The 26,483-nt window shown below is 64.1% G+C and carries 22 protein-coding genes and 1 pseudogene; 14 read left to right on the top strand and 9 right to left on the bottom strand.

Annotated elements, in window-relative coordinates; translation table 11 throughout:
* Positions 1-131: 131 nt before the first annotated feature.
* Positions 132-1,619, bottom strand: coding sequence for a caspase family protein (locus tag AC0L30_RS22390; protein WP_473405237.1), 1,488 nt, complete (start codon positions 1,617-1,619; stop codon positions 132-134).
* Here AC0L30_RS22390 and AC0L30_RS22385 point away from each other — a divergent pair.
* The 4 genes from AC0L30_RS22385 to AC0L30_RS22370 all read left to right on the top strand — a co-directional run bounded on the left by AC0L30_RS22385 (position 1,618) and on the right by AC0L30_RS22370 (position 5,951).
* Positions 1,618-1,902 carry a hypothetical protein gene (locus AC0L30_RS22385; RefSeq protein WP_157158653.1) on the top strand — a complete coding sequence of 95 codons (285 nt, stop codon included), beginning with the start codon at positions 1,618-1,620 and terminating at the stop codon, positions 1,900-1,902. The genes AC0L30_RS22390 and AC0L30_RS22385 overlap by 2 nt on opposite strands.
* A gap of 142 nt (positions 1,903-2,044) precedes the next feature.
* Entirely contained in the window at positions 2,045-3,076 is a 1,032-nt protein-coding gene (locus AC0L30_RS22380; RefSeq protein ID WP_473405236.1) for a TRAP transporter substrate-binding protein, read from the top strand.
* Between the two features lie 7 nt (positions 3,077-3,083).
* A complete protein-coding gene (locus AC0L30_RS22375; protein WP_473405235.1) occupies positions 3,084-4,961 on the top strand; it encodes a TRAP transporter large permease in 1,878 nt (625 codons plus the stop codon).
* A 12-nt stretch (positions 4,962-4,973) separates the two neighbouring features.
* Entirely contained in the window at positions 4,974-5,951 is a 978-nt protein-coding gene (locus AC0L30_RS22370; protein WP_473405234.1) for a hydroxyacid dehydrogenase, read from the top strand.
* Between the two features lie 6 nt (positions 5,952-5,957).
* Here the strand turns inward: AC0L30_RS22370 and AC0L30_RS22365 are convergent, their stop codons facing one another.
* Entirely contained in the window at positions 5,958-7,124 is a 1,167-nt protein-coding gene (locus AC0L30_RS22365; protein WP_473405233.1) for an ABC transporter substrate-binding protein, read from the bottom strand.
* 315 nt (positions 7,125-7,439) lie between these two features.
* Here AC0L30_RS22365 and AC0L30_RS22360 point away from each other — a divergent pair, with 315 nt between their 5' ends.
* From AC0L30_RS22360 to AC0L30_RS22350, 3 genes and pseudogenes are all read left to right on the top strand, one after another.
* A complete protein-coding gene (locus AC0L30_RS22360; RefSeq protein ID WP_473405232.1) occupies positions 7,440-9,830 on the top strand; it encodes a bifunctional diguanylate cyclase/phosphodiesterase in 2,391 nt (796 codons plus the stop codon).
* Between the two features lie 265 nt (positions 9,831-10,095).
* Complete coding sequence (locus AC0L30_RS22355; protein WP_473405240.1) at positions 10,096-11,388, top strand: MFS transporter; 1,293 nt, start codon at positions 10,096-10,098, stop codon at positions 11,386-11,388.
* Positions 11,389-11,540: 152 nt separating this feature from the next.
* Positions 11,541-14,127, top strand: a pseudogene (locus AC0L30_RS22350) (EAL domain-containing protein).
* Between the two features lie 65 nt (positions 14,128-14,192).
* On the opposite strand, the gene AC0L30_RS22345 reads toward AC0L30_RS22350, so the two are convergent.
* Complete coding sequence (locus tag AC0L30_RS22345; RefSeq protein WP_157158654.1) at positions 14,193-14,477, bottom strand: hypothetical protein; 285 nt, start codon at positions 14,475-14,477, stop codon at positions 14,193-14,195.
* 416 nt (positions 14,478-14,893) lie between these two features.
* On the opposite strand from AC0L30_RS22345, the gene AC0L30_RS22340 reads away from it, so the two are divergent.
* From AC0L30_RS22340 to AC0L30_RS22325, 4 genes are all read left to right on the top strand, one after another.
* Positions 14,894-15,085, top strand: a complete 192-nt coding sequence (locus AC0L30_RS22340; RefSeq protein WP_035974339.1) for a hypothetical protein — start codon at positions 14,894-14,896, stop codon at positions 15,083-15,085.
* Positions 15,086-15,256: 171 nt separating this feature from the next.
* Positions 15,257-16,075 carry a class I mannose-6-phosphate isomerase gene (locus tag AC0L30_RS22335; RefSeq protein WP_473405231.1) on the top strand — a complete coding sequence of 273 codons (819 nt, stop codon included), beginning with the start codon at positions 15,257-15,259 and terminating at the stop codon, positions 16,073-16,075.
* Complete coding sequence (locus AC0L30_RS22330; RefSeq protein ID WP_473405239.1) at positions 16,063-18,339, top strand: glycosyltransferase family 4 protein; 2,277 nt, start codon at positions 16,063-16,065, stop codon at positions 18,337-18,339. The genes AC0L30_RS22335 and AC0L30_RS22330 overlap by 13 nt, the downstream gene beginning before the upstream one ends.
* A 43-nt stretch (positions 18,340-18,382) precedes the next feature.
* The gene (locus tag AC0L30_RS22325; RefSeq protein WP_473405230.1) at positions 18,383-19,687 is read left to right on the top strand and encodes a glycoside hydrolase family 130 protein; all 1,305 of its coding nucleotides are present in this window, start codon (positions 18,383-18,385) and stop codon (positions 19,685-19,687) included.
* Between the two features lie 95 nt (positions 19,688-19,782).
* Here the strand turns inward: AC0L30_RS22325 and AC0L30_RS22320 are convergent, their stop codons facing one another.
* Positions 19,783-20,586: an isocitrate lyase/PEP mutase family protein gene (locus tag AC0L30_RS22320; protein WP_473405229.1), complete on the bottom strand. Its 804-nt coding sequence runs from the start codon at positions 20,584-20,586 to the stop codon at positions 19,783-19,785.
* Positions 20,587-20,642: 56 nt separating this feature from the next.
* Positions 20,643-21,701 carry an alpha/beta fold hydrolase gene (locus AC0L30_RS22315; protein WP_245285999.1) on the bottom strand — a complete coding sequence of 353 codons (1,059 nt, stop codon included), beginning with the start codon at positions 21,699-21,701 and terminating at the stop codon, positions 20,643-20,645.
* On the opposite strand from AC0L30_RS22315, the gene AC0L30_RS22310 reads away from it, so the two are divergent.
* Positions 21,700-22,161, top strand: a complete 462-nt coding sequence (locus tag AC0L30_RS22310; protein ID WP_354201155.1) for a MarR family winged helix-turn-helix transcriptional regulator — start codon at positions 21,700-21,702, stop codon at positions 22,159-22,161. The two genes, AC0L30_RS22315 and AC0L30_RS22310, sit on opposite strands and share 2 nt — an antisense overlap.
* A 137-nt stretch (positions 22,162-22,298) precedes the next feature.
* Entirely contained in the window at positions 22,299-22,754 is a 456-nt protein-coding gene (locus AC0L30_RS22305) for a hypothetical protein (RefSeq protein ID WP_219683458.1), read from the top strand.
* Between the two features lie 92 nt (positions 22,755-22,846).
* Here AC0L30_RS22305 and AC0L30_RS22300 read toward each other — a convergent pair whose 3' ends face one another.
* The 4 genes from AC0L30_RS22300 to AC0L30_RS22285 form a co-directional block, all read right to left on the bottom strand.
* A complete protein-coding gene (locus tag AC0L30_RS22300) occupies positions 22,847-23,269 on the bottom strand; it encodes a hypothetical protein (RefSeq protein ID WP_473405238.1) in 423 nt (140 codons plus the stop codon).
* A gap of 22 nt (positions 23,270-23,291) precedes the next feature.
* Positions 23,292-23,645, bottom strand: a complete 354-nt coding sequence (locus tag AC0L30_RS22295; RefSeq protein WP_007600942.1) for a hypothetical protein — start codon at positions 23,643-23,645, stop codon at positions 23,292-23,294.
* Positions 23,646-23,705: 60 nt separating this feature from the next.
* Positions 23,706-24,242 (bottom strand): hypothetical protein, encoded by a 537-nt coding sequence (locus AC0L30_RS22290; RefSeq protein ID WP_473405228.1) that lies wholly within the window; start codon positions 24,240-24,242, stop codon positions 23,706-23,708.
* A gap of 182 nt (positions 24,243-24,424) precedes the next feature.
* The gene (locus tag AC0L30_RS22285) at positions 24,425-25,036 is read right to left on the bottom strand and encodes a TetR/AcrR family transcriptional regulator (protein WP_473405227.1); all 612 of its coding nucleotides are present in this window, start codon (positions 25,034-25,036) and stop codon (positions 24,425-24,427) included.
* 129 nt (positions 25,037-25,165) lie between these two features.
* On the opposite strand from AC0L30_RS22285, the gene AC0L30_RS22280 reads away from it, so the two are divergent.
* On the top strand, positions 25,166-26,395 hold the full coding sequence (locus AC0L30_RS22280; protein ID WP_473405226.1) for a cytochrome P450: 1,230 nt from the start codon (positions 25,166-25,168) through the stop codon (positions 26,393-26,395).
* Positions 26,396-26,483 lie beyond the last annotated feature (88 nt).

Genomic DNA, 26,483 nt, shown 5'->3' with positions numbered 1-26,483 from the left:
CCCCCCCCCCCCCCCCCCCCCCCCCCCCCCCCCCCCCCCCCCCCCCCCCCCCCCCCCCCCCCCCCCCCCCCCCCCGGGGGCCCCCCAAATTCACGGAGGACAGATTTGTCCTCCGTATCTCGCGAGTGGTCTCAGTACCGGCCGCGGTCGTTGTGATAGTCGCCGCCGCGTCCGCCGCCCATACCCATGCCGATCCCGACACCGATGCCAATGCCTTGCATGATGGCGCCGGGCGGCGGGCCGCGATCCGGCGGCGGCGCGCGCTCGTAGATCACTTCATCAGGCGGCGGCCGGCGCTGCCTGGGTGGCGTGTCGACCACCTTGCGCTTCGGCGGCGTGTCGTCGACGCGCTTCTTGATCACAGGCGCGATCGTCGGGTTGACCGGCGTTGCCGGTGTCGAAGGCGTCGAGCACGGGCAGGTTGGCGCCATCGCGACGGCGACCGGGGCAGGAGTGGCGGCGACCACAGCAGGCAAGACGTAGTTGCGGTTCTGCACGCGAAGCAGCAGCCTGCGTGCGGTCGCAGCGAGGTCGCTGTTGTCCCAGTTCGCCAGATAAGCCTCGAACGAGGCGCGGGTGTTGATCGCGGTGGCGCGCTCCCACGCCAGCATCTGGCGCCGGCGCTCCACAATCGTGCGCAGCCGCGGCGTACGGGTGTCCTGAGCATACAACTCGATATAGGCCTGATACGCCGGCACGGTGTCGTCGGTGATCACCATCTCATAGGCGACCATGGCCGGCTTGCCCTGCAAATCCTTGCGCCAATCCTCTAGGCTGCGCGTGCCGCTGGCAAGTGCCATGGAGGATGCGCCAGGAAGCGCAGTTTGACTGCCGCTGCTGTCGCCGCCGAAGAACTTGAAGTCGGTCGTCAGCGACGAGCTTTCCCAGGGGATCTGGCGTCCGTCGGTCGATTGCGCCACGGCGACGCGAATGCGCTTGAACACTTCCTCGATCGGCAGATTGGGCTGCTTGGCGACGGTCAGCGCCGCGGTGGTGTAGGGGCTGTCGATGCCGCTGCCGTCCTCGGCTTCGGAGCCGGGCGAAGTCGAATAGGAAATGAAGGAGCCCGGCGCGCCGGCCTTGGTGTCGACGATTGCGAGCCCGTGTCCGGCGCCGCTGAGCGCCGGGAACGGATTGTTGCGGCAGGCATCGAGCATGAAGATGCGGGCTCGTGTCGGCAGCGCGCCGAGCGTGTTGAGCAAATCGTTGAGCCGCACACCCTGCAGCGGGATGTCGGCTTCGCGCTTGGGATCGAGATCGACGGGAACGAGATAGTTCTCGCCGTCGATCTGGAGGCCGTGGCCGGCATAGAACACCAGCGCGACGGTGTCGGCGCCGCTGGCGCTGACCTTGCCGGCGAAATCCGAGATCGCCTCACGCATGTCGTTCTGCGCCAGATTGGATGCCGTCGTGACGGTGAAGCCGGCGTTGCCGAGCAGCTCCGTCATGCCCTTGGCATCGTTGGCTGCGTTGGGCAGTTCCGGGACGGTGCGATAGGCCGATTGACCGATCACGAGCGCGAGCCGCGCTTCGGCCGCCGCCTCCGTGGGCGTCGTCAATTGCGTGAGCGCGAGAAGACCGGATGCAAGAAACAAATTGCGAAGAACTGGACGGCGCATGGTGTCACCTCCATCGGCAATGCGCACGATGATGTCACCTTTTCTAGGTGGCCGCCATGCGTCTGTCTGTGCACTGGATCACGTTGAGCTGCGGCAAAATGGGGCAGAAGGTCTGCCAGAGCTGGTGCAGCATCGTTCTGGCACCATCCATGTGAATTGCGCATTGATCCATGCGCCAATTGGATTGATCCCAACGCTGCGCGAAAGCATCTTCTCGCGCATCGGCCCCCATGCCGATCTGATCGAAAATCCTGCAAAATATGACTGTTTCGGCGCGCGATGATGCCGTCGATCTTCGCGATCCGCCGCTTTGCAGCGGTCGGCCGCAAGTCTTGCCTGCACCGCCGCTTTGGCCATACAGTCCGCGCAACGGGCTGCGGCAACGACCGTGGCGCGAAAAATAATAATTGGGGAGAGACCGCACCATGTCCATCGTGCCCGTGAACCGTCGCGCGTTCATCAAGTCGTCGACGGGACTTGCCGCCGGCCTCGTGTTCTCCCCCGCACTCATCGGCCGCGCCGAAGCCGCGACGCTGAAGCTGAAATGCTCCTCCTCGCTGCCGAACGATCCCAAATTCGCCAACGGCCGTGTCTATTACGACAATCTCGTGAAGAACCTGAAGGCGAACGGCCTCGGTGAGCAGATCGACGTCGCGTTCTTTCCCGACAACCAATTGGGTCAGGAAATCGACGTTATCAACTCGGTGAAGCTCGGCGTCATCGACCTCATGGTGTCGGGCTCTTCGATCTCGGCCAATCTGGTGCCGCTGGTCGGCACCTACGACCTCGGTTTTCTGTTCTCGAGCTTTCCGCAGCAAACCAAGGCGTTCGACGCCGGCGCGGCCAAGCCGATCGAGGACGCGCTGCTCAAGGGCAGCAACATCCGCATCATCGCCTGGGCCTATAATTTCGGCTCGCGCAGCGTACTTGCGAGGAAGCCGGTGAAGACGCCGGAAGATCTCGCCGGTCTCAAGATCCGCACCCTGCCAAATCCCGTCATCACGGAATGCCTGCGCCTGATGGGGGCCGCCGCGACGCCGCTGGCGTTCGGCGAAATCTACACGGCATTGCAGGCCGGCGTGCTGGACGGGCTGGAGCACGATCCGCCGACCATCCTGGCCAGCAAGTTCTTCGAAACGGCGAAATTCTATTCACTGACGCAGCACAATTTCTCGCCGCTCGCGATCTATTTCAGCGACACGACCTACAATCGCATGGATTCGAAGCTGCGCGACGGTTTCCTCGATGCCGCGAAGAAGGCCGCGGCGGACACGCGGACCCATGGGCTCGCGGTCGAGAAGGAGGCGCTGTCGGCTTTGACCGAAAAGGGCGTGACGGTGGCCGAATGCGACCGCGAGGCGTTCAAGAAGCGCGTCGCGCCGCAAATCGAGAACTTCATCAAGGCGCGGCCGGAATCCAAGGCCGTCATCGACATCATTCGCGCCACGCAGGCCTGACGTGGCAATGACAGCTGCCGTACCTCTCTCGGGCGGCCGCCACGGGAGCATCGCCCTGCTGCTTCGCCTCAGCGACGCGATCGCGGCCATTTTGCTGGCCGCGGATCTCGTCGTCGTCTGCGGTTCCGTGCTGCTGCGCTTCTGCTTCAACGCGCCGGTGGAGTGGTCCGACGACGTCGCGCGCGGTCTGATGGTCGGCTCGGCCTTCTTCGGCGCGGCGAGTGCGCTCGCGCGCGGCGAGAATGTCGGCGTCTCCTTCTTCCGCGACCTGGCTCCGGTACGGCTGCGCGCGCTGGTCGACGCCGCGAGTGCGCTGCTCGTGGTGCTGATTTCGGGCTACGTCGCCTACAATTCTATCAAGCTCGGCTCGCTGACGGCGGGCCAGACCACCGGGTCGGGCCTGCCGCTGGAGCTGACCTTCTACCCGATGGGCGCCGGCGCGCTGTTCATGACGGTGTTTGCGATCGACCAGCTCTGCGCCAGGCCGCTCCCCGACATCGTCAGAGGCCTCGTCGCGGTTGCCATCGTGACCGGCCTCTATCTCGCCTGGGATTATCTGTCGCCCGCCACGGTGCCGTCGGCGGGCACGCTGATGCTGATCGGTTTCTTCGCGACGTTGGTCGGCGGGTTGCCGATCGGCTTTGCGCTAGCGCTGGCCGCGCTGATCTTCATCTGGGTCGAGGGCGCACTGCCCGGCGTCATCTTCGCGCAGCAGATGGCGCGCGGCATCGATAATTTCGTGCTGCTCGCGATTCCGTTCTTCATTCTCGTCGGCTACCTCATGGAAGCCAACGGCATGTCGGTGCGGCTGATCGAGCTGTTGCAGCGTGGGGTCGGGCGCATGCGCGGCGGCCTCAACGTCGTGATGGTGGCCTCGATGGTGCTGTTCTCCGGCATCTCCGGCTCGAAGATGGCCGATGTCGCCGCGGTTGGCTCCGTGCTGATTCCGGCCGCGCGCCGCTCCAAGCAGAATCCGGGCGGTGCCGTGGCGCTGCTCGCGGCCTCCGCGGTGATGGCGGAGACCATTCCGCCCTGCATCAATTTGATCATCCTGGGTTTCGTCGCGAATTTGTCGATCGGCGGCCTGTTCGTCGCAGGGCTGTTGCCGGCCGCGCTGATGGCGCTCGCGTTGATCGCCGTCTCCATCATCTTCGGCAAGACGCCGACTGAGGCTCCAACTGAGACTCCGGCTGATGCCGAGGACATCGCGCCGCAGATGCCGGTGTCGGGCCTGTGGAGCGGCGCGATCGCCTCGTTCGGCTTGATCTTCATGATCTTCTTCGGCTTCAAGAGCGGCTTTGCCACCGCGACCGAGATATCCGCCTTCGCGGTGGCCTATGCGCTCGTCGTCGGCAGCGTGGTGTTCCGCGAGCTCAGCTTCACATCGGCTGCGCACAGCTTCGTCCAGGGCGCAACGCGCGCGGGGCTCGTGCTGTTCATTGTCGCGGCGGCGCAATCGCTGGCGTTCACGCTGACCCTGCAGCAGGTGCCGCATGCGGTCGGCGATTTCATGCTGGGACTGTCCAAGACCTCGGGCACCTGGCTGTTCATCCTGCTCGCGATCGGCGTGCTGATCGTGATGGGCTCGGTGCTGGAGGGCGCGGCCGCGCTGATCATCTTCGGGCCGCTGCTGCTGCCGGTGGCCGTGCAGCTCGGGATCGATCCCCTGCATTTCGGCGTCGTGCTCGTGATCGCGATGGGCATCGGCCTGTTCGCGCCGCCGCTCGGGCTCGGGCTCTACGGCGCCTGCCTGATCGGCAACGTGCCGATCGAGCAGACGGTGAAGCCGATCATGGGCTATCTCGGCCTGTTGTTCCTTTGCCTGCTCGTGATCGCATTCGTGCCATGGCTCAGCACGGCATTGCCGCGCGCGTTTGGCTATTGAAGGAGTGTTGCGGTGAAAGTCCTGCTGGCCCACACGCCGGAGATGCGCCGGAATTACTACGGCGATCGCAGCCTGAACGGTTTGCGCGCGGCCGCCGAGGTGGTGCTGCACGAGAGCGATGAGACGCTGGTCTCAGCCAGCCTCGTGCGCGCTGCGCAAGATGTCGACATCATCGTGGCCGACCGCATGACCGAGGGACGCGGCGAGATCTTTGCGCAATTGCCGCGCCTGCGCGCCTTCGTCCGGTGCGCCGTCGACATTCGCAACGTCGATGTCGAGGCCGCCTCGAACGCCGGCGTGCTCGTGACCCGCGCCGGGCCCGGCTTCGTGCAAGCCGTTGCCGAGCTCGCGGTTGGCTTCATGGTCGATCTCTCCCGCGGCGTGTCCCGAGCGACGGCCGATTATCACGCGGGTCGCAGGCCGGAAGCCCGGATGGGCCGTCAGCTGGCCGGCAGCAAGATCGGCATCATCGGCTATGGCAGCATCGGGCGTTACCTCGCCGACATCGCCAAGGTGATGCGCATGGAGGTGCTGGTCGCAGATCCCTTTGCGACCGTGAGCGACAGCGCCATCCGGCAGGTCGGCCTCGACGAGCTCCTCGCCGCGTCCGACTATGTCGTCTGCCTTGCCATCGCCAACGAGCAGACCGAAAACCTGATCGGCGAGGCGGCGCTGGCGCGCATGCAGAAGCATGCGGTCTTCGTCAATCTCTCCCGCGGCAATCTCGTCGACGAAGCGGCGCTGGCGAAGGCGCTGCTTGAAGATCGTATCGCGGGTGCCGCGATGGATGTCGGCCGCGCGCCTGACCAGATGCCAAATCCGGAGCTTGCGAAGCTTCCCAACGTCATCGCCACGCCGCATGTCGGCGGCCTGACGCCGCAGGCGATCGAATATCAGTCGCTGGAAACCGTGCGCCAGGTCGAGGCGATCGTCAAAGGCGAGATCCCGCAAGGCGCCGTCAACGCCGAGCGCTGGACGCGCCGTTCCTGATCCGCGCTACAGCCGGTCCACCGCTTTGAACGTCCCGTCCTTCTGGATCACCGTCAAAAACACCTTTGGTGGTGTGTCGATCATGCGCATGCCGACGGTGACGGTGCTGCCGCTGATGTCGAAGCGGCCGACATCGGTGATGGCGCGCAGCAGGCCCGCGCGCGTCGGTTGCGCTCCGGCCTGTTCCAGCGCCGCGGCCGCGAGACGGCCGGCGATGTAGCCTTCGAGCGACACGAAATTCGGCGTCAGCGTCGGGTCGAACGCGGTTTGCGCGGCCTGATAGTCGGCGACGAGCTTCAGCGAGCGGTCCCAGGGAAACGGCACGACCTGCGTGACGACGACGCCTTCGCCCTCGGGGCCGAGCTCTCGGGCGAGCGCAACGGCGCCGACGAAAGAGATGTTGACGAAGGTCGGATTGGCGCCGCTGCGGTGCGCGAGCTTGATGAACTCGGCGCAGGGACCGTAGGTCCCGACCATGACGATCGCCTCGGGTTCGACGCGCTTGATCGTGCGCCAGGCCGACGCGACCGCGCGGGTGTTGCGCTCGAAGGTGCCTTCGGCGGCGAGCTCGAGGCCGCGCCTGGCAAGCGCGCGCTTCACGCCGGAAAGACCGTCGCGCCCGAAGGAATCGTCCTGGTAGAAAATGGCGATGCGGGTGAAATGGCGATCCTCCGTGAGGTGCTTGACCCATGCCTCGGCCTCGGCGCCATAGCTCGCACGGATGTTGACCACGTTGGCGAGCTCGAGGTCGCGTAAGAACTCGGCACCGCTGAACGGACCGATGAAGGGCACGTTCCTGGCGCTGGTGATCGGTATCGTCGCCACCGCAGTCGGTGTGCCCACCGCACCGATCAGCGCAAACACCTTGTCGTCCTCGATCAGCCGCAGCGTCTGCGCTACCGAGCGGTCGGGATCGTAGCCGTCGTCGCGGCTGATGAGCTGGAGCTTGCGGCCGTGGACGCCGCCCTTGGCATTGATCTCGGTGAAGGCTGCGACGATGCCCTGCCGCATCCGCTGTCCGAGTGCGGAGGAGGGACCCTCGAGTGCTGCGGCCTGGCCGAACAGGATCGCATCCTCGCTGACGCCGATCTCGTCGGCTTTCGCCGGCAGCATGATTGCTGCCAGGAGGACGACGGTCATGACGATGGACGTCGCAGATCGAGATCGATACATCAGGAAAAGTCTTGCCGGTGCGGTGAGTAGCTTCGGGAAAGCTATCGCCGCAGGATGAATCGGCGATGTATCGATGGCTCCGTACTACTCCGGGGAAAACCGGCAACTTGCTTCGTCAAAGTCCGCATCGTCCTGCATTTCATTAACTAAGGCGGGTCATGCGGAACAGCCGGCGCCTGAAATTGTGCAGTTCTTAACCGCGGTCCTGTTCCGATAGTGGCTCCGGCGGCTCAACCAGAGGTTCGGTTGACCGGGAGAGGGGACGGCGGTTTCTGAATGGACGGTCGGGATCAGAACGATCAGGATCGGAGGCGAATGACCGGATGGTGGCGTGCCGCGCCGCTGCTCGGGCTCTATCGCCCTGCGCTCGTTGCGGTCGGTGTAGGTCTTCTGTTTTCGGTCGTGGCCGCGGCCGCGGTGGCGCGATGGGAAGGCCGCGTCAACAAGATCGAGTTCGAGAACGCGGCCGAGACTGAAGTGATCGTCATGCAGAACGGCATGGGCGAGTACATCTCCAGGCTCGTCGCGCTACGCACCCTGTTCGAATCGACCAACCAGGAGATCACCCGCAGCGAATTCGAGACCTTCAGCACCCGCCTGTTCGAGCGCCATCCCGGCATGCTGCGCATCTCCTGGGTGCCGCGCGTGAACCGCAAGGAGCGCGCCGAATACGAGGCCGCGGCGATCATGGACGGTGTCTCCGGCTATCGCATCAAGTCGCTCCAGGGCGATGGGTTCGCGACCGCGCCGCAGAGCGACGAATATTTTCCGGTGCTCTACTCGACCCAGCCGAAGACGTCTCCGGTCTACGGCATGGACTACGCGACCGTTCCGGAGCGCCGCGCGCTCCTCGAGCACGCGCGCGACACCGACCGGGTCTCGGCCATTCGCACCCGCCTCTTCGAGCCGAGGGCGGGCGGCCGGTTGCCCGACGTTCTCGTCGCCATTCCCGTCTACGCCAAGGGAACGTCGCGCGACACGGTCGTGGACCGACGCCGCAATCTCGCCGGCTTCGTCGTCGGCGTCTTCGACCTGCCGCTGCTGATCCAGTCCATTCGCGTGACCACCGGCGCAAGCCCCGCGGTCAGCGTCAACGTCTATCCGCCGTTTGCGTGGCAGATCGTCGGCCTGGAGGAGATGCTGCCGGATTATTCGTCGGCCGCCACGGCGCCGCAGTCGATGCGGGACGTCGCGCGGGCCCTGCACTGGTCGGGCAATCTCAAGATCGGCGACACCGACTGGCAGGTGCGGGCGGTGCCGACTGCCGGCGGTCCGTTGGAGACGACTTACGATCGCGCGGGCGCGGTGCTGATCGTCGGCATGCTGCTGACGCTGTCGCTTTCGACCTATCTCATGCTCGCAAGCCGCAATTCGCAGCGGTTGTCGCTGGCGAACCGGCGGGTGCTCGAACTCGCCCAGACCGACATCCTGACCGGATTGCCAAACCGCGCTTTCTTCCTGGCCCGGCTCGACGAGCTCAATGGTCGTTTGAAGGACGGCGGTCGGACCTTCTCGATCCTGATGCTCGACCTCGACCGCTTCAAGAACGTCAACGACTCGCTCGGTCACGGTGCCGGCGATGCGCTGCTGCGTCAGGTCGCACAACGGCTGAAATCCGCGCTGCGCGCCAGCGACGTGCTGGCCCGGCTTGGTGGCGACGAATTCGCCATCATCCAGGAAGCTTGCGAGGATCAGCGCGTCTGCTCGACCGAACTGGCGGGGCGGATCGCCAAGCTTGTGGCCGAGCCGTTCCTTCTTCCCGGACACCGCGTCGAGATCGGCACCAGCATCGGCATTGCGATCGCGCCCGATCACGGCAGCGATCAGGAGCAGCTGCTGAAGAAGGCCGACCTGGCGCTCTACCGCTCGAAATCGTCGGGCCGCAACTGCTTCACCATCTACGACAAGGCGATGTCGGCCGAGCTCGAGGCGCGCAGCACGCTGGAAGGCGATCTGCGCGACGCCATTGCGCGGTGTCAGCTCGAGGTGCACTACCAGCCGTTCGTCGACGCCCTCAGCGGCGCGCGGCGCGGCTTCGAGGCGTTGGTGCGCTGGAGGCATCCGACGCGCGGCTTGATTGCGCCGGACCAGTTCATCCCGCTTGCGGAGGAGACCGGGCTGATCGTGCCGCTCGGCGAGTTCGTGCTGCGACGCGCCTGCGCTGACGCGGCCGGCTGGCCGTCCGACCTTGCGGTTGCAGTCAACCTGTCGCCGATCCAGTTCAAGGAGGCCGAGCTGTTCGAGATGATCAGCGCGGCGCTCGCCGATTCCGGGTTGCCGCCCCGGCGGCTGGAGATTGAGATCACGGAATCCGTTCTGCTGGAACGCGGCGTCGAGAACCACGCCTTCATGGAGCGGCTGAAGAGCATCGGCATCGCGCTCGCACTCGACGATTTCGGCACCGGCTATTCGTCGCTGAGCTACCTGACCGCGTTCCCGTTCGACAAGATCAAGATCGACAAGTCGTTCATCCGCAACCTCACGCATCAGCCGCGCAGCTCCGCCATCATCTCCTCGATCGTGACGCTGGCGCGCGGGCTGGACATGTCGGTCACCGCCGAAGGCGTCGAGACCCGCGAGGAGTACGAGCGGCTGAAGGCGCTCGGCGTCAATTTCGCGCAAGGCTATCTGTTCGGCCGCCCGCACCCGATCGAACGGATCCTGTTCGACGTGCCCGTCAAACCATCCCAACTCGACGCCGCCTGAGCGCCCGCCTCGTCCTTCGAGACGACCGCTTCGCGGTCTCCTCAGGATGAGGCTAGGTGGCATCGGGGCCTGTTGAATTGTCGCCAAACACTCTGTCCTCATCCTGAGGAGACCGCGAAGCGGGCGTCTCGAAGGATGGCCGCAGGCGAGGTGCTTGCCAGTACTTCTTCCAGCGCGATCACCTTACTCGACGGGCATGCGCGAAAAGCGCTTGACCCGGGCAGTCCCGGATGGTCGGAAGGACCGTCCAGGGATGAAACACACAATGCGGCTTCCGTTCTTCTACGGCTGGGTCGTGGTCGCCGTGACTTTCGTCACCATGGCCATCGGCGTCAACGCGCGCACCGCCTTCTCGCTGTTCTTTCCTCCCATCATCTCCGAGTTCGGCTGGGAGCGCGGCGTCACCGCGGGCGCCTTTTCCTTCGGCTTCGTGGTGTCGGGCATGGTCAGCCCGCTGATCGGCCGGCTGATGGACCGCGCCGGCCCGCGCGCGGTGATGGAGCTCGGCGTGGTTCTGATGGGTGGCGGGCTGCTGCTCGCGCCGCTCACCAGCCAGCCATGGCATCTCTACGTCACCATCGGCGTCATGGTTGGCGCCGGCTCGGTGTGTCTCGGCTATTCCGGCCAGTCGCTGTTCCTGCCGAACTGGTTCATCCGCACACGCGGCCTCGCCATCGGCATTGCCTTCGCCGGGGTCGGCATCGGCTCGGTGACGCTGCTGCCCTGGGTGCAGCACTTGATCGAACAGACCGGCTGGCGCACGGCCTGCACGGCGATGGGCCTGATGATTCTGATCGTGCTGGCGCCGATCAATCTGTTCCTGCACAGGCGCCCCGAGGATATCGGCCTGCGGCCTGACGGCGATGCCGCGCCGGCCGCAGGCGCCGCAAAACCCGTCTCCAACATCGTCGATCCCGTCTGGGCCCGGACCGAATGGACACTCCGGAAAGCGGTCACCACGGCGCGGTTCTGGTGGATCGCGCTCGGCTATTTCTGCGGCCTGTACATCTGGTACGCGGTGCAGGTGCACCAGACCAAATTCCTGCTCGACATCGGCTTCAGCCCGGGTGCCGCGGTGTGGGCGCTCGGCATCGTCAGCCTGCTCGGCATTCCCGGCCAGATCCTGCTCGGCCATGTCTCCGACCGGATCGGGCGGGAATGGGTATGGGCAATCAGCTGCGCGGGTTTTGCGATCTCTTTCGCGGCGCTGATGGCTCTGAAATTCCAACCGTCATTGTGGCTGGTCTATCTCATGGTGTTCACGCAAGGCGCGCTCGGCTACGGCCTGACCTCGATCATGGGCGCAGTGGTGTTCGAGATTTTTCAGGGCAAGCACCAGGGCAGCATCTTCGGCACCATCATGCTGGCAGCATTGGCCGGCGGCGCCGCCGGTCCCTGGGTCACCGGCTTGCTTTACGATCGGGTCGGCGACTACACGCTCGCCTTTGGCGTTGCCATCATTGTGAGCGGATTGTCGGCGCTCTCGATCTGGCAAGCCGCGCCGCGCAAGGTGCGCGCCGTCGCCGGCAAGCTTCAGGCGGGAACCGCCCCCGAATAGGTTCCCTACGCACCCAATTACCTTCGTGTGTTTTGTGGAATGTTAAGCATGTCGCGTCTTGGCGCCGTGCAAGCGGACTGCAAAAACGTCTTGGACACCATCGCGGCGCTAGCCTCGGTTGCCATATCTTCCCGATGCCTCCGGGTCCAACGATGTCTGCCTCCGATTGTCTCATGACAGAAACTCCGGAAGTGCTGTTGGCCGCGCTCGAACGCGCCGACGAGGGCATCGTCATCGTCGACAGCGCGCATCGCATCACGCATTTCAATGCCGGTGCGGAGCAGATCTGGAAACTCGCACGTGCTGATGTGCTCGGCGACGATTCCGGAATTCTCACCCTCAAATGCCTCCAGGCCGAACCGTGTGCGGAATTCCGTGACGAGATCAGCCTGGTGCGACACGACGGCAGCCGCATCCGGGCGGCCATCTCGCTTTCATCCATTGCAAGTGGCGGCGTGACCCATCGCATCGTGTTCGCGCGTGACGTTACCGCGGATGCCGAGCGCCGCGTCAGGATCGGGCTTCTCCACGCCGTCTCCGACCAGACCAACCGCGCGGTGCTCATCACCGACACCGACCAGAACATCGTCTACGTCAATTCCGCCTTCACGACGCTGTTCGGCTACACCAGCGAGGAAGCCGAAGGCCGCCGCGCCCGGGGCCTGATCGCCGGCCGCCACACCGATCGCAAGGCCGTTGCGAAGCTCGTCAAGCGCCTGATGGATGGCGGCCACCGCGGCGAGGTCGAGATGCTCGCCTATGACAAGGATGGCGAGGAGATCTGGGTCTGTGCCCGCATCGATGCCTTCCGCGACAGGAAGGGCCAGGTCAAGCACATCTTCGCGCTGCTCGAGGACATCACGGAGACCAAGCAGCTGCACTCGCTCCAGCAGCTCATCATGGGCGCGCTCGCTGATGAGGTTCCGATCGGCGAGATTGCAGACCGGCTGTGCCGCCGTGTCGAGCAGATCGCGCCCGACGTCGTCTGTTCGCTGCTTCACGTCGACGCCGCGGGCCTGATCCATCCGCTCGGCGGCCCAAGCCTGCCCGAGGACTATTCCCGCGCACTGGAGGGCATTGCCATTGGCCCCAATGTCGGCTCGTGCGGAACCGCGGCCTTCTACGGCGAGCCGGTGCTGGCGACCGATCTGGAGACCGACCCGCGCTGGCAGCCCTACAAGGCGATGCCGCTCGCGATTGGCCTGCGCGCATGCTGGTCGACGCCGGTCAAGGCCAAGGACGGACGGGTCATCGCCACCTTCGCTTTCTACTACCGGGAGCCGCGCGCGCCGAGCAATTGGCACCGCCGCATCGTCGAGGCCTGCGTCAATCTCGGCGCCTTCGCGATCGAGCGCAAGGAAAGCGCGCGCCGAGATCGCGCGGCTCGCCTATCACGACATCCTCACTGGTCTGCCGAACCGCGCACAATTGCGACGCCTGATCACCACCGCCATCGATGCCTGCCCGACCGGCAGCCACGTCGCGCTGGCCTTCCTCGACGTCGATCATTTCAAGGACGTCAACGACACGCTCGGTCATGCCGCCGGCGACGAGCTCCTGATCCAGCTGGCGCAGCGCCTGCGCGAGCAGATCGGACCCGAGGACATGCTGGGGCGGCTCGGCGGCGACGAGTTCGTCATCCTGCTGCCGCGGCGCAACGCCGAGGGTGCCGAGCGCGTCGCGGCCGGAATTACCGAAGCGCTGGCCGCGCCGCTGCGGCTCGGCTCCAGGCAGCTGCAGATGTCGGCGAGCATCGGAGTCAGCCTCTATCCCGATCACGCGACCGACATCGACACCCTGATGCAGCAGGCGGACGCGGCCATGTACATGGCCAAGCAGGCGGGACGTTCGACCCATCGCCTGTTCAGCGCCGAGATGAACGGGCTCACCGAGCAGCGGCTGGCCTTGATTGCGGCGCTGCGCCGCGCCATCGCCGAGAGGGCGCTGACCCTCAGGTATCAGCCGCAGATCCGCAGCTGCGACGGCGCGATCCATGGCGTCGAGGCGCTGGCGCGCTGGCACGATGCCGAGCTCGGCGACGTCTCGCCGGCAAAATTCATCCCGCTCGCCGAAGAGTGCGGCCTGATCGAGCAGATCGGCCTGTGGTCGGTGCGCGAGGCCTGCCGGCAGATGGCGAGTTGGCGCCGCGCCGGGCTCGGCATTCCATCCGTGTCGGTGAACCTGTCGCCGATCAATTTCCGCAGCGTCACGCTGGCCGCGCGGCTCAAGGACATCCTCGCCGAATACGATCTGCCGGCGGATGCGCTGATGCTCGAGATCACCGAGGGCGCGTTCATGCAGGACAGCGTCGCCGCGCTCGAGACGATGAATGCGATCCGGGAGCTCGGCGTCGGGCTTTCCGTGGACGATTTCGGCACCGGCTATTCCAGCCTCAGCCGGCTCGCCCATCTGCCGATCCGCGAGCTCAAGATCGACCGCAGCTTCATGCGCGACATCGAGCGTGACGCCGGCGCGCTCGCGATTGCCACCGCCGTGGTGCGTGTCGGGCAGGGCCTCGGCATGACCGTTGTCGGCGAAGGCGTTGAGACCGAGGCGCAGCGCAAGGTGCTGGCCGAACTCGGCTGCGACGTAGTGCAAGGCTTCCTCTACGCACCCGCACTCGCGCCTGTTGCCTTCGAGCGCTGGCTGATCGAGCACTGCGCCGAGCAGGCGCGGGCGATGTTGGCTCGTCTCGACATTGCACCGGCCGGCGCGACCGCGGTGAAGCGGTCGGCGTAGGGCGTCTACTCTCGGAGCCGCCACGGCAGCAACGACCGGCTAGCCATCGAAATCAACGAAACGCGTTACTTCGATCGTGCCTGGTTTGGCTTTGGTCGGCATTGACGCGGCAATGCGTAGTGAACGGTCAGCAAGCTTTCGTTCCTGTCGTCGAAAATCAAATGATCGGTCAAGGCCATTTCCGCGCGCATAGCATTGCAGCAGAAGATCATCCATCGATTGAACGTGGGCAGCGGGCTCATGGACCGGTAAAGCTCGCCACACTCGATGGTCACGTTCTTAAGGCCTTGCGCATTCGCCAATTCGAGCCGGGATCGAATCTCTTGCCGGAAACGGTCCGTTGAAACCATGCGACATCCGATTGCCGAAAACCCTTCTGAGAGGGGGATCAGCCGGCCAGTATTGAAATCGAGCGATGAGCCCTGTCAACTCAGACGTCAGGCCGTGTGACCATAGAGCAATGCCAACACAAAGATACAGCTAATAAAGCCGATCTGATTGATGCTCTCGTCTCGCTATTGGGCGACAGCGTTCCTATATGCTCGATATCGCCGCCCGCCCTTGGCAGTTATCGGTGACTGAGAGCATTGCGCTCCCGCCTCAACCACGAAGGCGGTCGGATGTCCGATATCCCAAAATACAAATCTCCTGGACTGATTGGTATCTCCGGTGCCGCTGCGGGTCGCTGCGTCGGCCTTCATGCAGCGGAATCCATTTTCAATTGATCTGCAGCAGCGATCTCGCACGCAGGTCGTCAGGAGGCTACGTGGCAAACACAGCAACGATCCGAAATTCGAACGGGCTTCCGGCCACATTCACGGGATCGAAGACCGGGCAGGACGACGCTCCGTTTGTCTTCGTGAAGGTCGGCGATGAAGAGCGCCGCATGCGAAGGGCCGAATGGGATGCGCTTCCGCCCTGGACCGGCCCGCGCCCGGCACGAACAGTCAACGATTGATCGCACAGCCTTTGGGAGGCCCGCTTGACGATCGAACATGCCATCGTGCGAACCAAGCCGAAGCCCTGGGGCAGTCTCGATCTGCGGCCCTGGAGCCTGGCGTCGACGAGCGACGGCCCGATCGGGGAATTGTGGTTCGAGCGTCCGGGCCTTGCTGGGCCGGAGACGGCGTTGCTGCTCAAAATGCTCTTCACCTCCGAGCCGCTATCGATTCAAGTTCACCCGGATGATGCGTTCGCGCGCTCGATCGGGCTTGCCAACGGCAAGACCGAAGCCTGGTACATCGTCTCCGCGATCCCCGGTGCTAGGGTCGCGGTGGGACTGAACCATCCGCGCTCCGCCGCAGAGTTGCGAGCGGCAATCACTGACGGCTCGATCGCCGATATCGTGGATTGGCAGCCGGTTCATCCAGGCGACGCCATTTTCATTCCTGCCGGAACCGTACATGCGATCGGCGCCGGCATCGTGCTCGTCGAAATCCAGCAGCAAAGCGACGCCACGTTCCGGCTGTTCGACTATGGGCGACAGCGCCAACTGCACATCGACAATGCCGTCGCGGTGGCGACAGCAGGCCCGCGCCAGATCCAATTGCCGTCCGAACGTCTGAGCGGCGCGCGAACGGTCCTCACGGTCAATTCATATTTTGCGCTGGAGCAAATTGACCTTGCTCCGGGCTCCGTTTGGATGCTCGACGCACCGAAAGAGACCTGGCTGCTGGCGATAGAAGGCCAGGCCCAACTCGGCTCGACGAGGCTGGCGCCGGGGGAGGCGATCTTCCTGGAAGCCGACCATGCGGAAATCGAGGTCGGTGCGAACGGGTTGAAAGCGCTACTGGCCTATCCCGGCCCGAAGATAAACCTCGCTGCGTTGATAGAGCGCAGCGCCGCGAGCGCCAGTCGCGCACCGCACGCCTTTCCCAGCACCCTGGTCGCGTCTCCCTTCGAGACCGCCGCGCTCAAACAATCGGAGACGCCAAATTGGCTGCCGTAAATCGTATCGCATTCATCGGCAATTCGCTTCCCCGCCGCTGCGGCATTGCGACCTTCACCACCGACTTGCAGAGCGCCATTGCGGCGTCCCGGAGTGATCTGGAGACCGTCATCGTCGCGATGACCGATCACGGCCAGGTCTACGATTATCCTCCCACCGTGGGCCTGGAGATCAACGACGACAGGCAAGATGATTATGTCCGTGCGGCCACTTATCTGAACAGCGGCGGCTTCGAGGCCGTTTCGCTGCAACACGAGTTCGGCATTTTCGGCGGCGAGGCCGGAGGCCAGATCATGGCGCTCCTGTCGCGCCTGACCATACCGATCGTGACAACCTTGCATACGATCTTGTCCGAGCCGACGGAGGCTCAGCGTGACGTCATCGCGCGCATCGTCGAATGCTCGTCCAAGGTCGTCGTGATGGCGGAGAAGGGTCGGGAGTTGTTGCGTTCCGTCTACCACGTGGCTGACGAGAAGATCGAAATCATCCCACACGGTATCCCGGAATTTGCGTTCGTCGAACCCGACGCGGCCAAGGCTGCGCTCGGATTCAGCAACAAGTCGGTCATCCTGACCTTCGGATTGCTGTCGCCGAACAAGGGTATCGAAGTCATGATCGATGCGATGCCTTCGATTCTGGAGACCCGACCCGACGCCGTTTACGTCGTCCTCGGTGCGACGCATCCCAACCTCGTGCGCGATCGTGGCGAAGCCTATCGTGAGTCCCTGATGGCGCACGCGCGCCAGGCTGGCGTCGAGGATCACGTCGTGTTCCTCGATCAGTTCGTCGACAAGAAAACGCTGCTCGATTTCATCTCGATGTCCGACGTCTACGTGACGCCGTACCTCAGTGAGGCCCAGATGACCTCGGGCACGCTGGCCTATAGTTTCGGCCTCGGTAAAGCCGTGGTGTCCACCCCGTATTGGCATGCCCGTGAACTATTGGCCGATGGCCGCGGCATCCTGGTTCCGTTTGGCGATGCGGCAGCGCTCGGCATTGAAATCGCCAAGTTGCTGACCAACGATGTGCTTCGGCAGGCGATGCGCAAGCGCGCCTATTCGAGCAGCCGCGCGATGACGTGGGAAAGAACCGCCGAACGCTATATGTCGGTCTTCGAGAACGCCGGCCGACGGCATCGGCTCAAGACCATTGCGCGCACGGATACTGGTACGCTGCTGCGCGACAGCCGCGCCCCGCCGGAAATGCAGCTCGGTCATTTCCTGTCGATGTGTGACGACACGGGACTGTTTCAGCATGCCGTTCATAGCGTGCCGGATCGTGCCCACGGCTATTGCGTCGACGACAACGCCCGGGCGCTGCTCGTGGCCTGTGCACTCAACAATCCGGGCGAAGAGCGGCTGCCGGAAGCCCTGACGGCGCGATTTGCCGCCTTCGTCCAGCACGCCTGGAATCCGGATACACGACGATTTCGCAATTTCATGGGCTTCAACCGCTGCTGGTTGGAGGACCAGGGGTCGGAGGATAGTCACGGACGCACGCTCTGGGCCTTGGGCGTGTGCGCGTTGACCGATGCCAGCACGTCGCGGCGCTCATGGGCAGCGGCGCTGTTTTCTGAAGCGATGGCAACAGCGGAAGAGTTTCGTTCGCCCCGTGCGTGGGCGTTCGTATTGCTGGGCCTTGATGCATACTGCTCGGCTGTCCCGAACGATGTCCAGGCGACCCGTTTGCGTGCCGTGCTTGCCGATCGGTTGATCTTGATCTTCGACACCGTGGCAACAGGCGATTGGGTCTGGTTCGAGGATGGGTTGGCCTACGATAACGCGCGCTTGCCCCAGGCGCTGATCATGACGGGCCTGGCGAGTAAGACATCGCGCTATGTCAATATCGGGCTGGAGTCGCTGCGCTGGCTTGTGAAGAGGCAAACTTCGGCGAAGGGCCAATTCCGCCCGATCGGCACGGCGGGATTTGGTGAGCGACGCCAACCCTCGCAAGCCTTCGACCAGCAGCCGCTGGAGGCCGCGGCGACCATCGCGGCATGCCTTGCCGCATGGCGGGCCGATCACGATGTCGAGTGGAAAGCCGAAGCCGCGCGGGTCTTTGCGTGGTTTCTGGGCAGCAACGATCTATCGGCCTCGCTGGTCGATTTGGAAACCGGAAGCTGCCGGGATGGCCTGCACCCCGATCGTCCCAATGAGAATCGCGGAGGGGAATCCGTGGTGTCGTATTTGCTTGGGCTTTCCGAGATTCGGCAAATTGCCCGCCTGAGCGAAAGCCGGGCCAAGCCTGCTCCTCTCGTCGCCTGACGGAGCCGGTTACAATTTCCTCCTTCAACCCATCGAGGCCGTTTTGTCGCAATCTCCCTTCCTCAAACGCCAAGCCCTTCAGCTGCGGCCTGATCCGACCCGTGTCATCGTTCGGCCTTTCAAGCCGGCAACCGAGCCGCGCGACCTCAATCCGACAGACAAGACCCGCGCCAACCATATCGTCGAACGGGTCCTCGCGCTCGATCCCGAGACGGCTGACCGGCAATTGGCCGACGTTCTGGAGAATTTCCTCGGCCGTCACCGCAACCTGTTGCAGATTTTCGAGGCACGCGCCGCGGAAATGGAAGAGGCGCTGGCCGACCATGCTGTATTCACGCAGGTGCAGCGCCAACTCGCGGGCGCCTATTTTCTTAACGAATATTCGTTCGAGGCCTCGGCATTGTTCAATCCGAGTATCGTGCCACATCCCGATCAATCCGGAACGCCGGAAGGCAGCCTCCGCTTCATCCTGAGTCTGCGTGCCGTCGGCGAGGGTCACGTGTCGTCCCTGACATTTCGGTCGGGGCTTATTGCGGCAGACGGGACCGTGACGATCGACCCGACGGCGCGTCTTGCATCCAGCCCCGATCTCGTCAGGCTGACATCGAGCGCCGGCGGCGACGGGATTGATGTTACATTCGCGGCTGGCCAAGATCTGAGCGAGCGGGTGATTTTTCCGGTCACCGAAGCGCAGTCGAACGGGATCGAGGATGCCCGTTTTGTGCATTTCAGCAACGCCGGCGAGACGATCTACTACGCGACCTACACCGCCTATAGCGGACGCGCGATCCGGTCGGAACTGATCGAGACGTCCGACTTTGTATCGTTCCGGCTATCGACCCTGAAGGGCAATGCCGCGCGCAACAAGGGCATGGCGTTATTCCCGCGCAAGATCGGGGGCAGATATGCGATGATCGCGCGCCAGGACAACGAGAACCTCTATCTGATTTTTTCCGACGATCTCCATACGTGGGATGGCGGCCAGCCGATTCTGAAGCCGCGATACCCCTGGGAGTTCGTACAGATCGGCAATTGCGGATCTCCGATCGAGCTCGATGAGGGATGGCTGCTGCTGACGCACGGTGTCGGCCCTGTGAGGAAATATTCGATCGGGGCCGCGTTGCTGGACAAGAACGACCCTTCGAAGGTGCTCGGCCGCCTGCGCGAGCCGCTATTGCGCCCGGACCCTTCCGAACGCGAAGGATATGTTCCAAACGTCGTCTACACCTGCGGCGCGATGCGCCACCGCGACAAGATCATCTTCCCCTACGCGGTCTCCGACAGCTTCTGCAATTTCGCGACCATCGAGATCGCATCGTTGATCGCGGCCATGGACAGTAACGCATAGGACCTGCGCTGACCGCTCTCGACGTCCATCCGATGGATTCGAAAAGCGTGAAGCGGTCGGCGCAGAACGCTGCTTCGAGCTAGTGATGGCCAGGCTCAGGCGTTCGGTTGCAGGAACGTGCCGTATTGCTTGGTCGCAGCGACCGCAGCCGCGGCCTGTCCGATCATCCGCATCGCTGCCATCATCGGCCATGGCCCAAGACTGACCCGCCGAACGCCGACGCGGGCCAGATCCGGAAGTGCGGGAACGCCTTGTGTCACCATGATGTTGACCGGCAGAGGCGTGAGCTGAACGAACTTTTCAATGAGCGCGAGGTCGGTGAGGCCGGGCACGAAAATTCCGTCGGCGCCGGCCTCGGCATAGACCTTCGCCCGGCTTGCCGCTTCGTTCATGCACTCGTCCGGCGATCCGAATTTGAGCAGAAACGGATCCGTTCTCGCATTGATGAACAGCTGAACTCCCAGATCTTTTGCAGCGTGCCGCACGGCCTTGATCTTGGCGGCATGGCGTTCGGGATTGACGAGTTGGCGCTTTCCCCCTGATAGTCCGTCCTCGAGATTGATGCCGACGGCGCCGGCTTTCAAAATCTCGGTCGCCGATCTGGCGGCGGCTTCTGGGGTGTCGCCATATCCAGCCTCCAGATCGATTGAGACTGGAACAGAGACGGCCGCGGTCATCCGCGACACCAGGCCGGTCACAATGTCGAGCGGGACATTTTCTCCGTCGGCGTATCCAAGTGCGGAGGCGACCGCACTGCTGCTGGTCGCGATGGCCGGAGAGGTCTTCGCGATAGCTTTGGCAGTGGCGGCGTCCCAGGCGTTGAACAGGATGAGCGGATCGCCCTTCCTGTGAAGGGCATGAAACGTCTCGGCATATTGCTGTTGGGTCTTGGCGTCCATTGCGCGTACTCCGGATTAGAGAACTCGAAGGATGTTGTGGGCCACGCCCTCTGCGTTCAGTCAGGCGCGTGCGTCTTGAACCAGTCCATGATCAGGCCGGTGACTTCTTCCTCACGCTCGAGGTGCGGGAAGTGCCCGACATCGGGCAGGACAATCCGCTGGTGCGGCCCCTTGAACAGCGGCTCCTCCTTGACCGAGTACCTTGCGGTCGGATCGTTGCTGCCATAGATCGTCAGCGTCGGCGTGTGCATGTCATTGATCGGCAGCCGGCGCGCGAGCCCCGCATCGGTCAGGCCTCCGTAATATTTAAGCGCCGCGGCCATCGTGCCGGGCGAGCTGAGCGTCTCCTTGATTGAACGGATGTGCTCGGCATTGTTGAATGTCGGCGACCACAGCTTCCAGAGATAGTCGACGAAGGGAAGTCCCTCGGTACTGACCGCGGATACGGCGCCGGGAAGCTGGAAGAAATAGACATGGAAGACGGCTCGAACGAGCTCCGGATCCCGTCTGATGCTCGAAATTGTAATCGGATGTGCGGTGTTCATGACCACGGCGGCCTTGAACGCCGATGGCGCCGTGGCCAGCGCCTGAAAGGTTGAGGTGCCGCCCCAATCCATGCCGACGACGCGCGCCTGTCCGTCGTCGCTCAGCGCCGCGATAAGGGCTTCGAGATCCTTGCCCAGTGCGATCGGATCGAAAACTCCGTCCGCCGGAATCTCGGTCGGTGCATAGCCGCGGAGGAACGGCGCGACCGCACGATAGCCTGCATCCGCGAAGACCTGCAGCTGCTTTCGATACGACCAGGCATTGTCGGGAAAGCCGTGCAGGAACATGACAAGAGGGCCGTCGCCCTGTTCGAGATAGGCGAAGCGCACGCCGTTGGCCTGCACGTATTTCAAGGCGGGTTCAATGCCTCTGGTATTCGCTTGGGCATCCGCTTGTCGTGCCGCGCTCCCGATATTCATCGTCATTCTCCATGTCATCGTGCCCCGCGGGCAAAATATGTGCGGAGCGCACATATTCGTCAAGTTGTTTTTTGTGCGCTCCGCACATATTGTCCGGCTCATGGAAAATGGAATCGCAAATTTGCTGGGGGCGCTTTCGCTCGCCGTCATGGATCGGATCGAGCAGGGTGCGCGCGAGGTCATAGGCCGCGGCGGCGAGACGCCTGCCGCACTGGTCGTCATCGGCTATGGCCAGGGCATGACCAACGACAAGCTGCGGCGGATCCTTGGCCTGTCGCATTCAGGAACGGTCCGGCTGGTGGACCGTCTGGTGTCGGATCGGCTGGTCGAACGTCGGCCCGGACAGGACGGCCGCGAGGTTGCTCTGCACCTGACAGCGAAGGGCGCCTCAACCCGCAACGAGTTGATGACGTCGCGAATTTCGGCCGTCGCGTCGCTTCTGGATGTGCTGTCGCCGGCTGAAACGAAACGACTCGAAACGCTGCTCCACGAGTTGTTGGCTCGGCAGGATACGTCCGAGATGGATCGCTTCACGATCTGTCGCATGTGCGACGACAGCGTTTGTACGAACTGCCCGTTGCCCACGGACAAGGGCAAACGCGCTCGCTAGCGGGTGCACTCGACGCCATCATCCGGCTTGCGAGGTCTGGTCGAGCGACTCGGGGCGCAACGCGCGTTCACGTCGCGGATAGGAACGTCCGGCGTTTCTCCACGTTGTCGGCCGTCGAGCGCAAACTGGGCCATACGATGAAGAAGATCGCCGCCATCCTTGTGATGCTCTCTGCCTCGCCGGCTGCTGCCGGTGCGGAGAGTTGGAGCGGCTATCGCATTCCCGAGACCGGGACCAGTGTCGACATCCCTTCGTCCATCTTCACCGAGCAAGCCGGTCGGCCCGACGGCTATGGCATGCAGTACCGGACCAGCGACGGCCGGGCGGATTTGACGGTGCAGGCCGTTCCGAACGAAGGCAGTTCACCGGCGGCTTTCCTGGCGCGGAAGAATCCGCCGTCCGGCATCACCTACAAGCGCATCACGCCGCGCTTCTTCGTGGTCTCCAGCACCCGGGGCGGCAAGATCTGGTACGACCGCTGCAATTTTGGCCGCCGCTACGTGCATTGCGTGCTGATCAACTACCCGGCGGCCGAGAAGCGGCAGTGGGATGCAGTCGTGACCCGCGTCAGCCACACGCTGAGCGGCGGTTGATCGTTCACAAAGAAAAACCTGCTTACAAAAAAAATCTGCTCACAAAGAAAAAACTGCCCGCAAATCGCGGGCAGCAGTCTCGTGAGGATGGTTCAGCGCACGTTCGTCGATGTCGTCGACATGGTCGGCTTGGAGCCCGGCACGTGCGACATGGTTTTGGTGGTGGACCCGACCTCCTCGCCCGCCTTCACTTTCGTGCGGGTGTGGGAGCGGCTGAACGTGCCACCCTCATGCGCCTGCGCGCGCGCATTGGAATTGAGCACCGGACCGTTGCCCTTGTTCATGCTGGTGCCGGACTGCGCCTTGCCGTTGGCAGACGCGGCGCTGCCGCCGGCTGCAATGGACGAGCCGGTCTGTCCGGACCCCGACGTCGACGTGCCGCCGGTGCCGAGCGTGCTGGCCGAGGTGCCGCCGGCTGCAGCCGAGCCGCCGCTGCCGCCGGTCATGCTGGTTTGCGCCGACAACGGCGAGGCGGCGGCGAGCAGGAGTGCGACCGACGAGGTCGCGATCAACATTCTCATCTGTGAAATCCTTTTGCTATGGCGACGATGTCGAGATGGTGCAGCCGTTGACTGTGACGGTGCTCGCACTGGTCGAACCCGGGCCGCCGGCCGTCGAGGACGAACTCGACACGTTGCCGCCACCGGCCTGGACGTGCACCGACGATCCGCCGGCCGAGCTCGAGCTCGACAGCGAGCCGCTCGATGAGGTCGAGCCGGTTGTGCCTGAACCCGATGACCCCAGCGCGGTAATGCTGCCGTCGGGATGTTTTTCCACCGTGACCCGGCAGGTCTCGCCGGATGCGGTCTTGCCGGTTTTCTGCATGGTTTCCCCCACAGCGGCGCTGCTCATCAAAGTCAAAACTGCGATCGCAACGATTGATCTGTTCATGCCAGTCCTCCTCAGGAAGGACGAAGGAGCGGCATTGCTGCCGCTCCGCCGGCCGGGATGTCAGTCCTTGTCCTTCTTCATCTCGTCCTTGTGGTGGCCTTTGCCCTTTTCCATGCCCATGTCGCTGGCATGTCCCGCGGAGGAGCCGGCGGTTCCCACGGTCGAGCCGCTCTTGCCGCCGCTGGCCGACGAGCCGCCGGTGCCGAGCGTCGATGCGGAGTTGGAGCCGGAGCCTGCCGCAGAGCCGCCCGTGCCGACGCTGGACGAGCTCTTGCCGCCACCAGCCGACGAACCGCCGGTGCCGAGCGTCGAGGCCGAGCCTGAGCCGCTGCCGGAGCCCGCGGCAGAGCCGCCGGTGCCCACGGACGAACTGCTGGTGCCGCCGCCGGCCGACGAGCCGCCGGTGCCAAGCGTCGAGGCCGAGCCTGAGCCGCTGCCCGAACCTGCCGATGAACCGCCCGTACCGATCGTCGAGTTGCTGGTGCCGCCGCCGGCTGACGAGCCGCCAGTGCCGACCGTCGAGCTCGACTGCGCCACGGCGAGCGCGGTACCGGCCAGCAGCGCGGCTGCGGCCGCAGACAATTTCAGAATCCTCATCGCTGTCTCCTCCAATGATCAAATTGCCAAAACAGGCCCGGGATAAAGTGGCAAGCTGCAGAAACGTTCCTTGGATCGGTATGACGATGTGGAAAATGCGCGCGAGAATTGCGACGAGGTTCCAGCGGCGCGGCGCGCCGATGTCGAGCGGGAACAGCGCGACGATCTGAAGAAAACAAACGCTACTTCGACGACAATCCCGTCCTGCGCCGCAGATCAGTGATCGCGCGCAGAAAGCTGTCGGCCGGCGTCGTCTCCGGATCGATCAGGCGATGCAGACGAAAGCCGTCTTCCAGCGCCAGCACGACGGAGGCCATCCATGGCGGATTGAGCGTGTCGTCCTTTGCGTTGCTCTTCAGCGTGGCCTCGACGATGTCGGCGACCAGCTTGCGCCGCGCGCGCAGGCGTTTTGCAAGCTCCGGCCGGCGCTTCTCGGCGCGCGCGACGAACAGGATCATCTCCATGTGCAGCAGCGGCGAGCGGCCGAGCGGGTCCTGCCTTGTGCGATCCATCGCCTTCAGCGCTGCGATGAAGTCGTCGAGATTGTCGTGCTGCGCGAGGATGTCCATGTTGCGCCGGATCGACTGCGCGACATGGTCCTCGATCATGGCGATGATCAGCTCGTCCTTGCTCTTGAAGTTGGAATAGAACGCACCGCGGCTGAATCCGGCCGCAGCTGCGATCGCCTCGATGCTGGCGCCGCCGATGCCGTCCTCCTCGAACACGCGCGCGGCCGCCTCGAACAGCCTCTCGCGCGTGTCGTCTCTGGTCGGCCTGGTTCTCACCCTTGACATCGGAGCAGGTTAGGGCAGAATGCAACTCGATACAACAATGTATCGAGTTAACAATTCAGGGATGATTACGCCGCGCAAGAGGGGCTGCCCGGCGTATGCGATTCATGCGGCAACCGATGTGAGGTCACCATGAACGAGCATGTGCAAGGCACCGGCGGTCCGCTGTTTAATCCACTGTCGCCGGACTTCATCCGCGATCCCTATCCGCATTATGAGCGGCTCCGCGCGATCTTTCCGATTCACGTGACGCCGTTCGGCCAGTTCGTCACCAGCCGCCATGCCGATGTCAGCCTCGTGATGCGCGACAAGCGGTTCGGCAAGGATTTCGTCGAGCGTTCCAAGCGCCGCTATAGCGAGAAGATCATGGAGGAGCCGGTCTTCCGCAGCATGAGCCACTGGATGCTGCAGGCCGATCCGCCCGACCACACCCGCCTGCGCGGCCTCGTCGTGAAGGCCTTCACCGCCCGCCGCGTCGAGGACATGCGGCCGCGCATCCAGCAGATCGTCGACCGGACCATCGATGCCGTGATCGAACGCGGCCACATGGACCTGATCGAGGATTTCGCCTTCCGCCTGCCGGTCACCATCATCTGCGACATGCTCGGCATCCCCGAGGACCATCGCGAGACTTTCTATAACAGCTCACGCGACGGCGGACGGCTGCTCGACCCCGTGCCGCTTTCGCCGGAGGAGATTGCCAAGGGCAACGCCGGCAACATGATGGCGCAGATGTATTTCCAGCAGCTGTTCGAGCTGCGTCGCAAAAATCCCGGCGACGATCTCATCACCCAGCTGGTGCAGGCCGAGGAAGACGGCAACAAGCTCACCAACGAGGAACTGACCGCCAACATCATCCTGTTGTTCGGCGCCGGCCACGAGACCACGGTCAATCTGATCGGCAACGGCCTGCTGGCGCTGCATCGCAATCCGGACCAGCTCGCGCTTTTGAAGGCGCAACCTGAGCTGATGGTGGGCGCGATCGAGGAATTCTTGCGCTACGATTCCTCGGTGCAGATGACCGGGCGGGTCGCGCTGGAGGACATCGACGATGTCGGCGGCGCGAAGATCCCGAAGGGCGAGACCGTGCTCTGCCTGCTTGGCTCGGCCAACCGCGACCCGGCGGTCTATCCTGACCGGCCCGACCGACTCGACGTCACCCGCCAGAACGTGAGGCCGCTGTCGTTCGGCGGTGGCATCCATTTCTGCCTGGGAGCCCAATTGGCCCGCCTCGAGGCCGAGATCGCCATCGCCACGCTGTTGCGGCGGCTGCCCGACCTGCGCATCGACGACCTCGAAAACCCGGAATGGCGGCCGACCTTCGTACTACGCGGCCTGAAGCGGCTGCCTGCGAGCTGGTGATGGCCGCCAGCACTGATTCTGCGAGCATTGGCCCTCATCCTGAGGAGCCCGCAAGGCGGGCGTCTCCAAGGATGGCCGCGGGCGAGAG

This window comes from Bradyrhizobium sp. MI1.11 (assembly GCF_055811255.1).
The sequence above is the reverse complement of the archived record's forward strand: the minus strand, read 5'-3'. Positions and strand labels throughout refer to the sequence as shown.

Excerpts from the sequence above, each read along its gene's own strand:
- AC0L30_RS22365 (WP_473405233.1), bottom strand. The coding sequence starts at position 7,124 with ATGTATCGATCTCGATCTGCGACGTCCATCGTCATGACCGTCGTCCTC.
- AC0L30_RS22310 (WP_354201155.1), top strand. The coding sequence starts at position 21,700 with ATGGATCGGATCGAGCAGGGTGCGCGCGAGGTCATAGGCCGCGGCGGC.
- AC0L30_RS22320 (WP_473405229.1), bottom strand. The coding sequence starts at position 20,586 with ATGGACGCCAAGACCCAACAGCAATATGCCGAGACGTTTCATGCCCTT.
- AC0L30_RS22300 (WP_473405238.1), bottom strand. The coding sequence starts at position 23,269 with ATGTTGATCGCGACCTCGTCGGTCGCACTCCTGCTCGCCGCCGCCTCG.
- AC0L30_RS22375 (WP_473405235.1), top strand. The coding sequence starts at position 3,084 with ATGACAGCTGCCGTACCTCTCTCGGGCGGCCGCCACGGGAGCATCGCC.
- AC0L30_RS22380 (WP_473405236.1), top strand. The coding sequence starts at position 2,045 with ATGTCCATCGTGCCCGTGAACCGTCGCGCGTTCATCAAGTCGTCGACG.
- AC0L30_RS22390 (WP_473405237.1), bottom strand. The coding sequence starts at position 1,619 with ATGCGCCGTCCAGTTCTTCGCAATTTGTTTCTTGCATCCGGTCTTCTC.
- AC0L30_RS22355 (WP_473405240.1), top strand. The coding sequence starts at position 10,096 with ATGCGGCTTCCGTTCTTCTACGGCTGGGTCGTGGTCGCCGTGACTTTC.
- AC0L30_RS22285 (WP_473405227.1), bottom strand. The coding sequence starts at position 25,036 with ATGTCAAGGGTGAGAACCAGGCCGACCAGAGACGACACGCGCGAGAGG.
- AC0L30_RS22305 (WP_219683458.1), top strand. The coding sequence starts at position 22,299 with ATGAAGAAGATCGCCGCCATCCTTGTGATGCTCTCTGCCTCGCCGGCT.
- AC0L30_RS22280 (WP_473405226.1), top strand. The coding sequence starts at position 25,166 with ATGAACGAGCATGTGCAAGGCACCGGCGGTCCGCTGTTTAATCCACTG.
- AC0L30_RS22295 (WP_007600942.1), bottom strand. The coding sequence starts at position 23,645 with ATGAACAGATCAATCGTTGCGATCGCAGTTTTGACTTTGATGAGCAGC.
- AC0L30_RS22385 (WP_157158653.1), top strand. The coding sequence starts at position 1,618 with ATGGTGTCACCTCCATCGGCAATGCGCACGATGATGTCACCTTTTCTA.
- AC0L30_RS22360 (WP_473405232.1), top strand. The coding sequence starts at position 7,440 with ATGACCGGATGGTGGCGTGCCGCGCCGCTGCTCGGGCTCTATCGCCCT.
- AC0L30_RS22345 (WP_157158654.1), bottom strand. The coding sequence starts at position 14,477 with ATGGTTTCAACGGACCGTTTCCGGCAAGAGATTCGATCCCGGCTCGAA.
- AC0L30_RS22315 (WP_245285999.1), bottom strand. The coding sequence starts at position 21,701 with ATGACGGCGAGCGAAAGCGCCCCCAGCAAATTTGCGATTCCATTTTCC.
- AC0L30_RS22290 (WP_473405228.1), bottom strand. The coding sequence starts at position 24,242 with ATGAGGATTCTGAAATTGTCTGCGGCCGCAGCCGCGCTGCTGGCCGGT.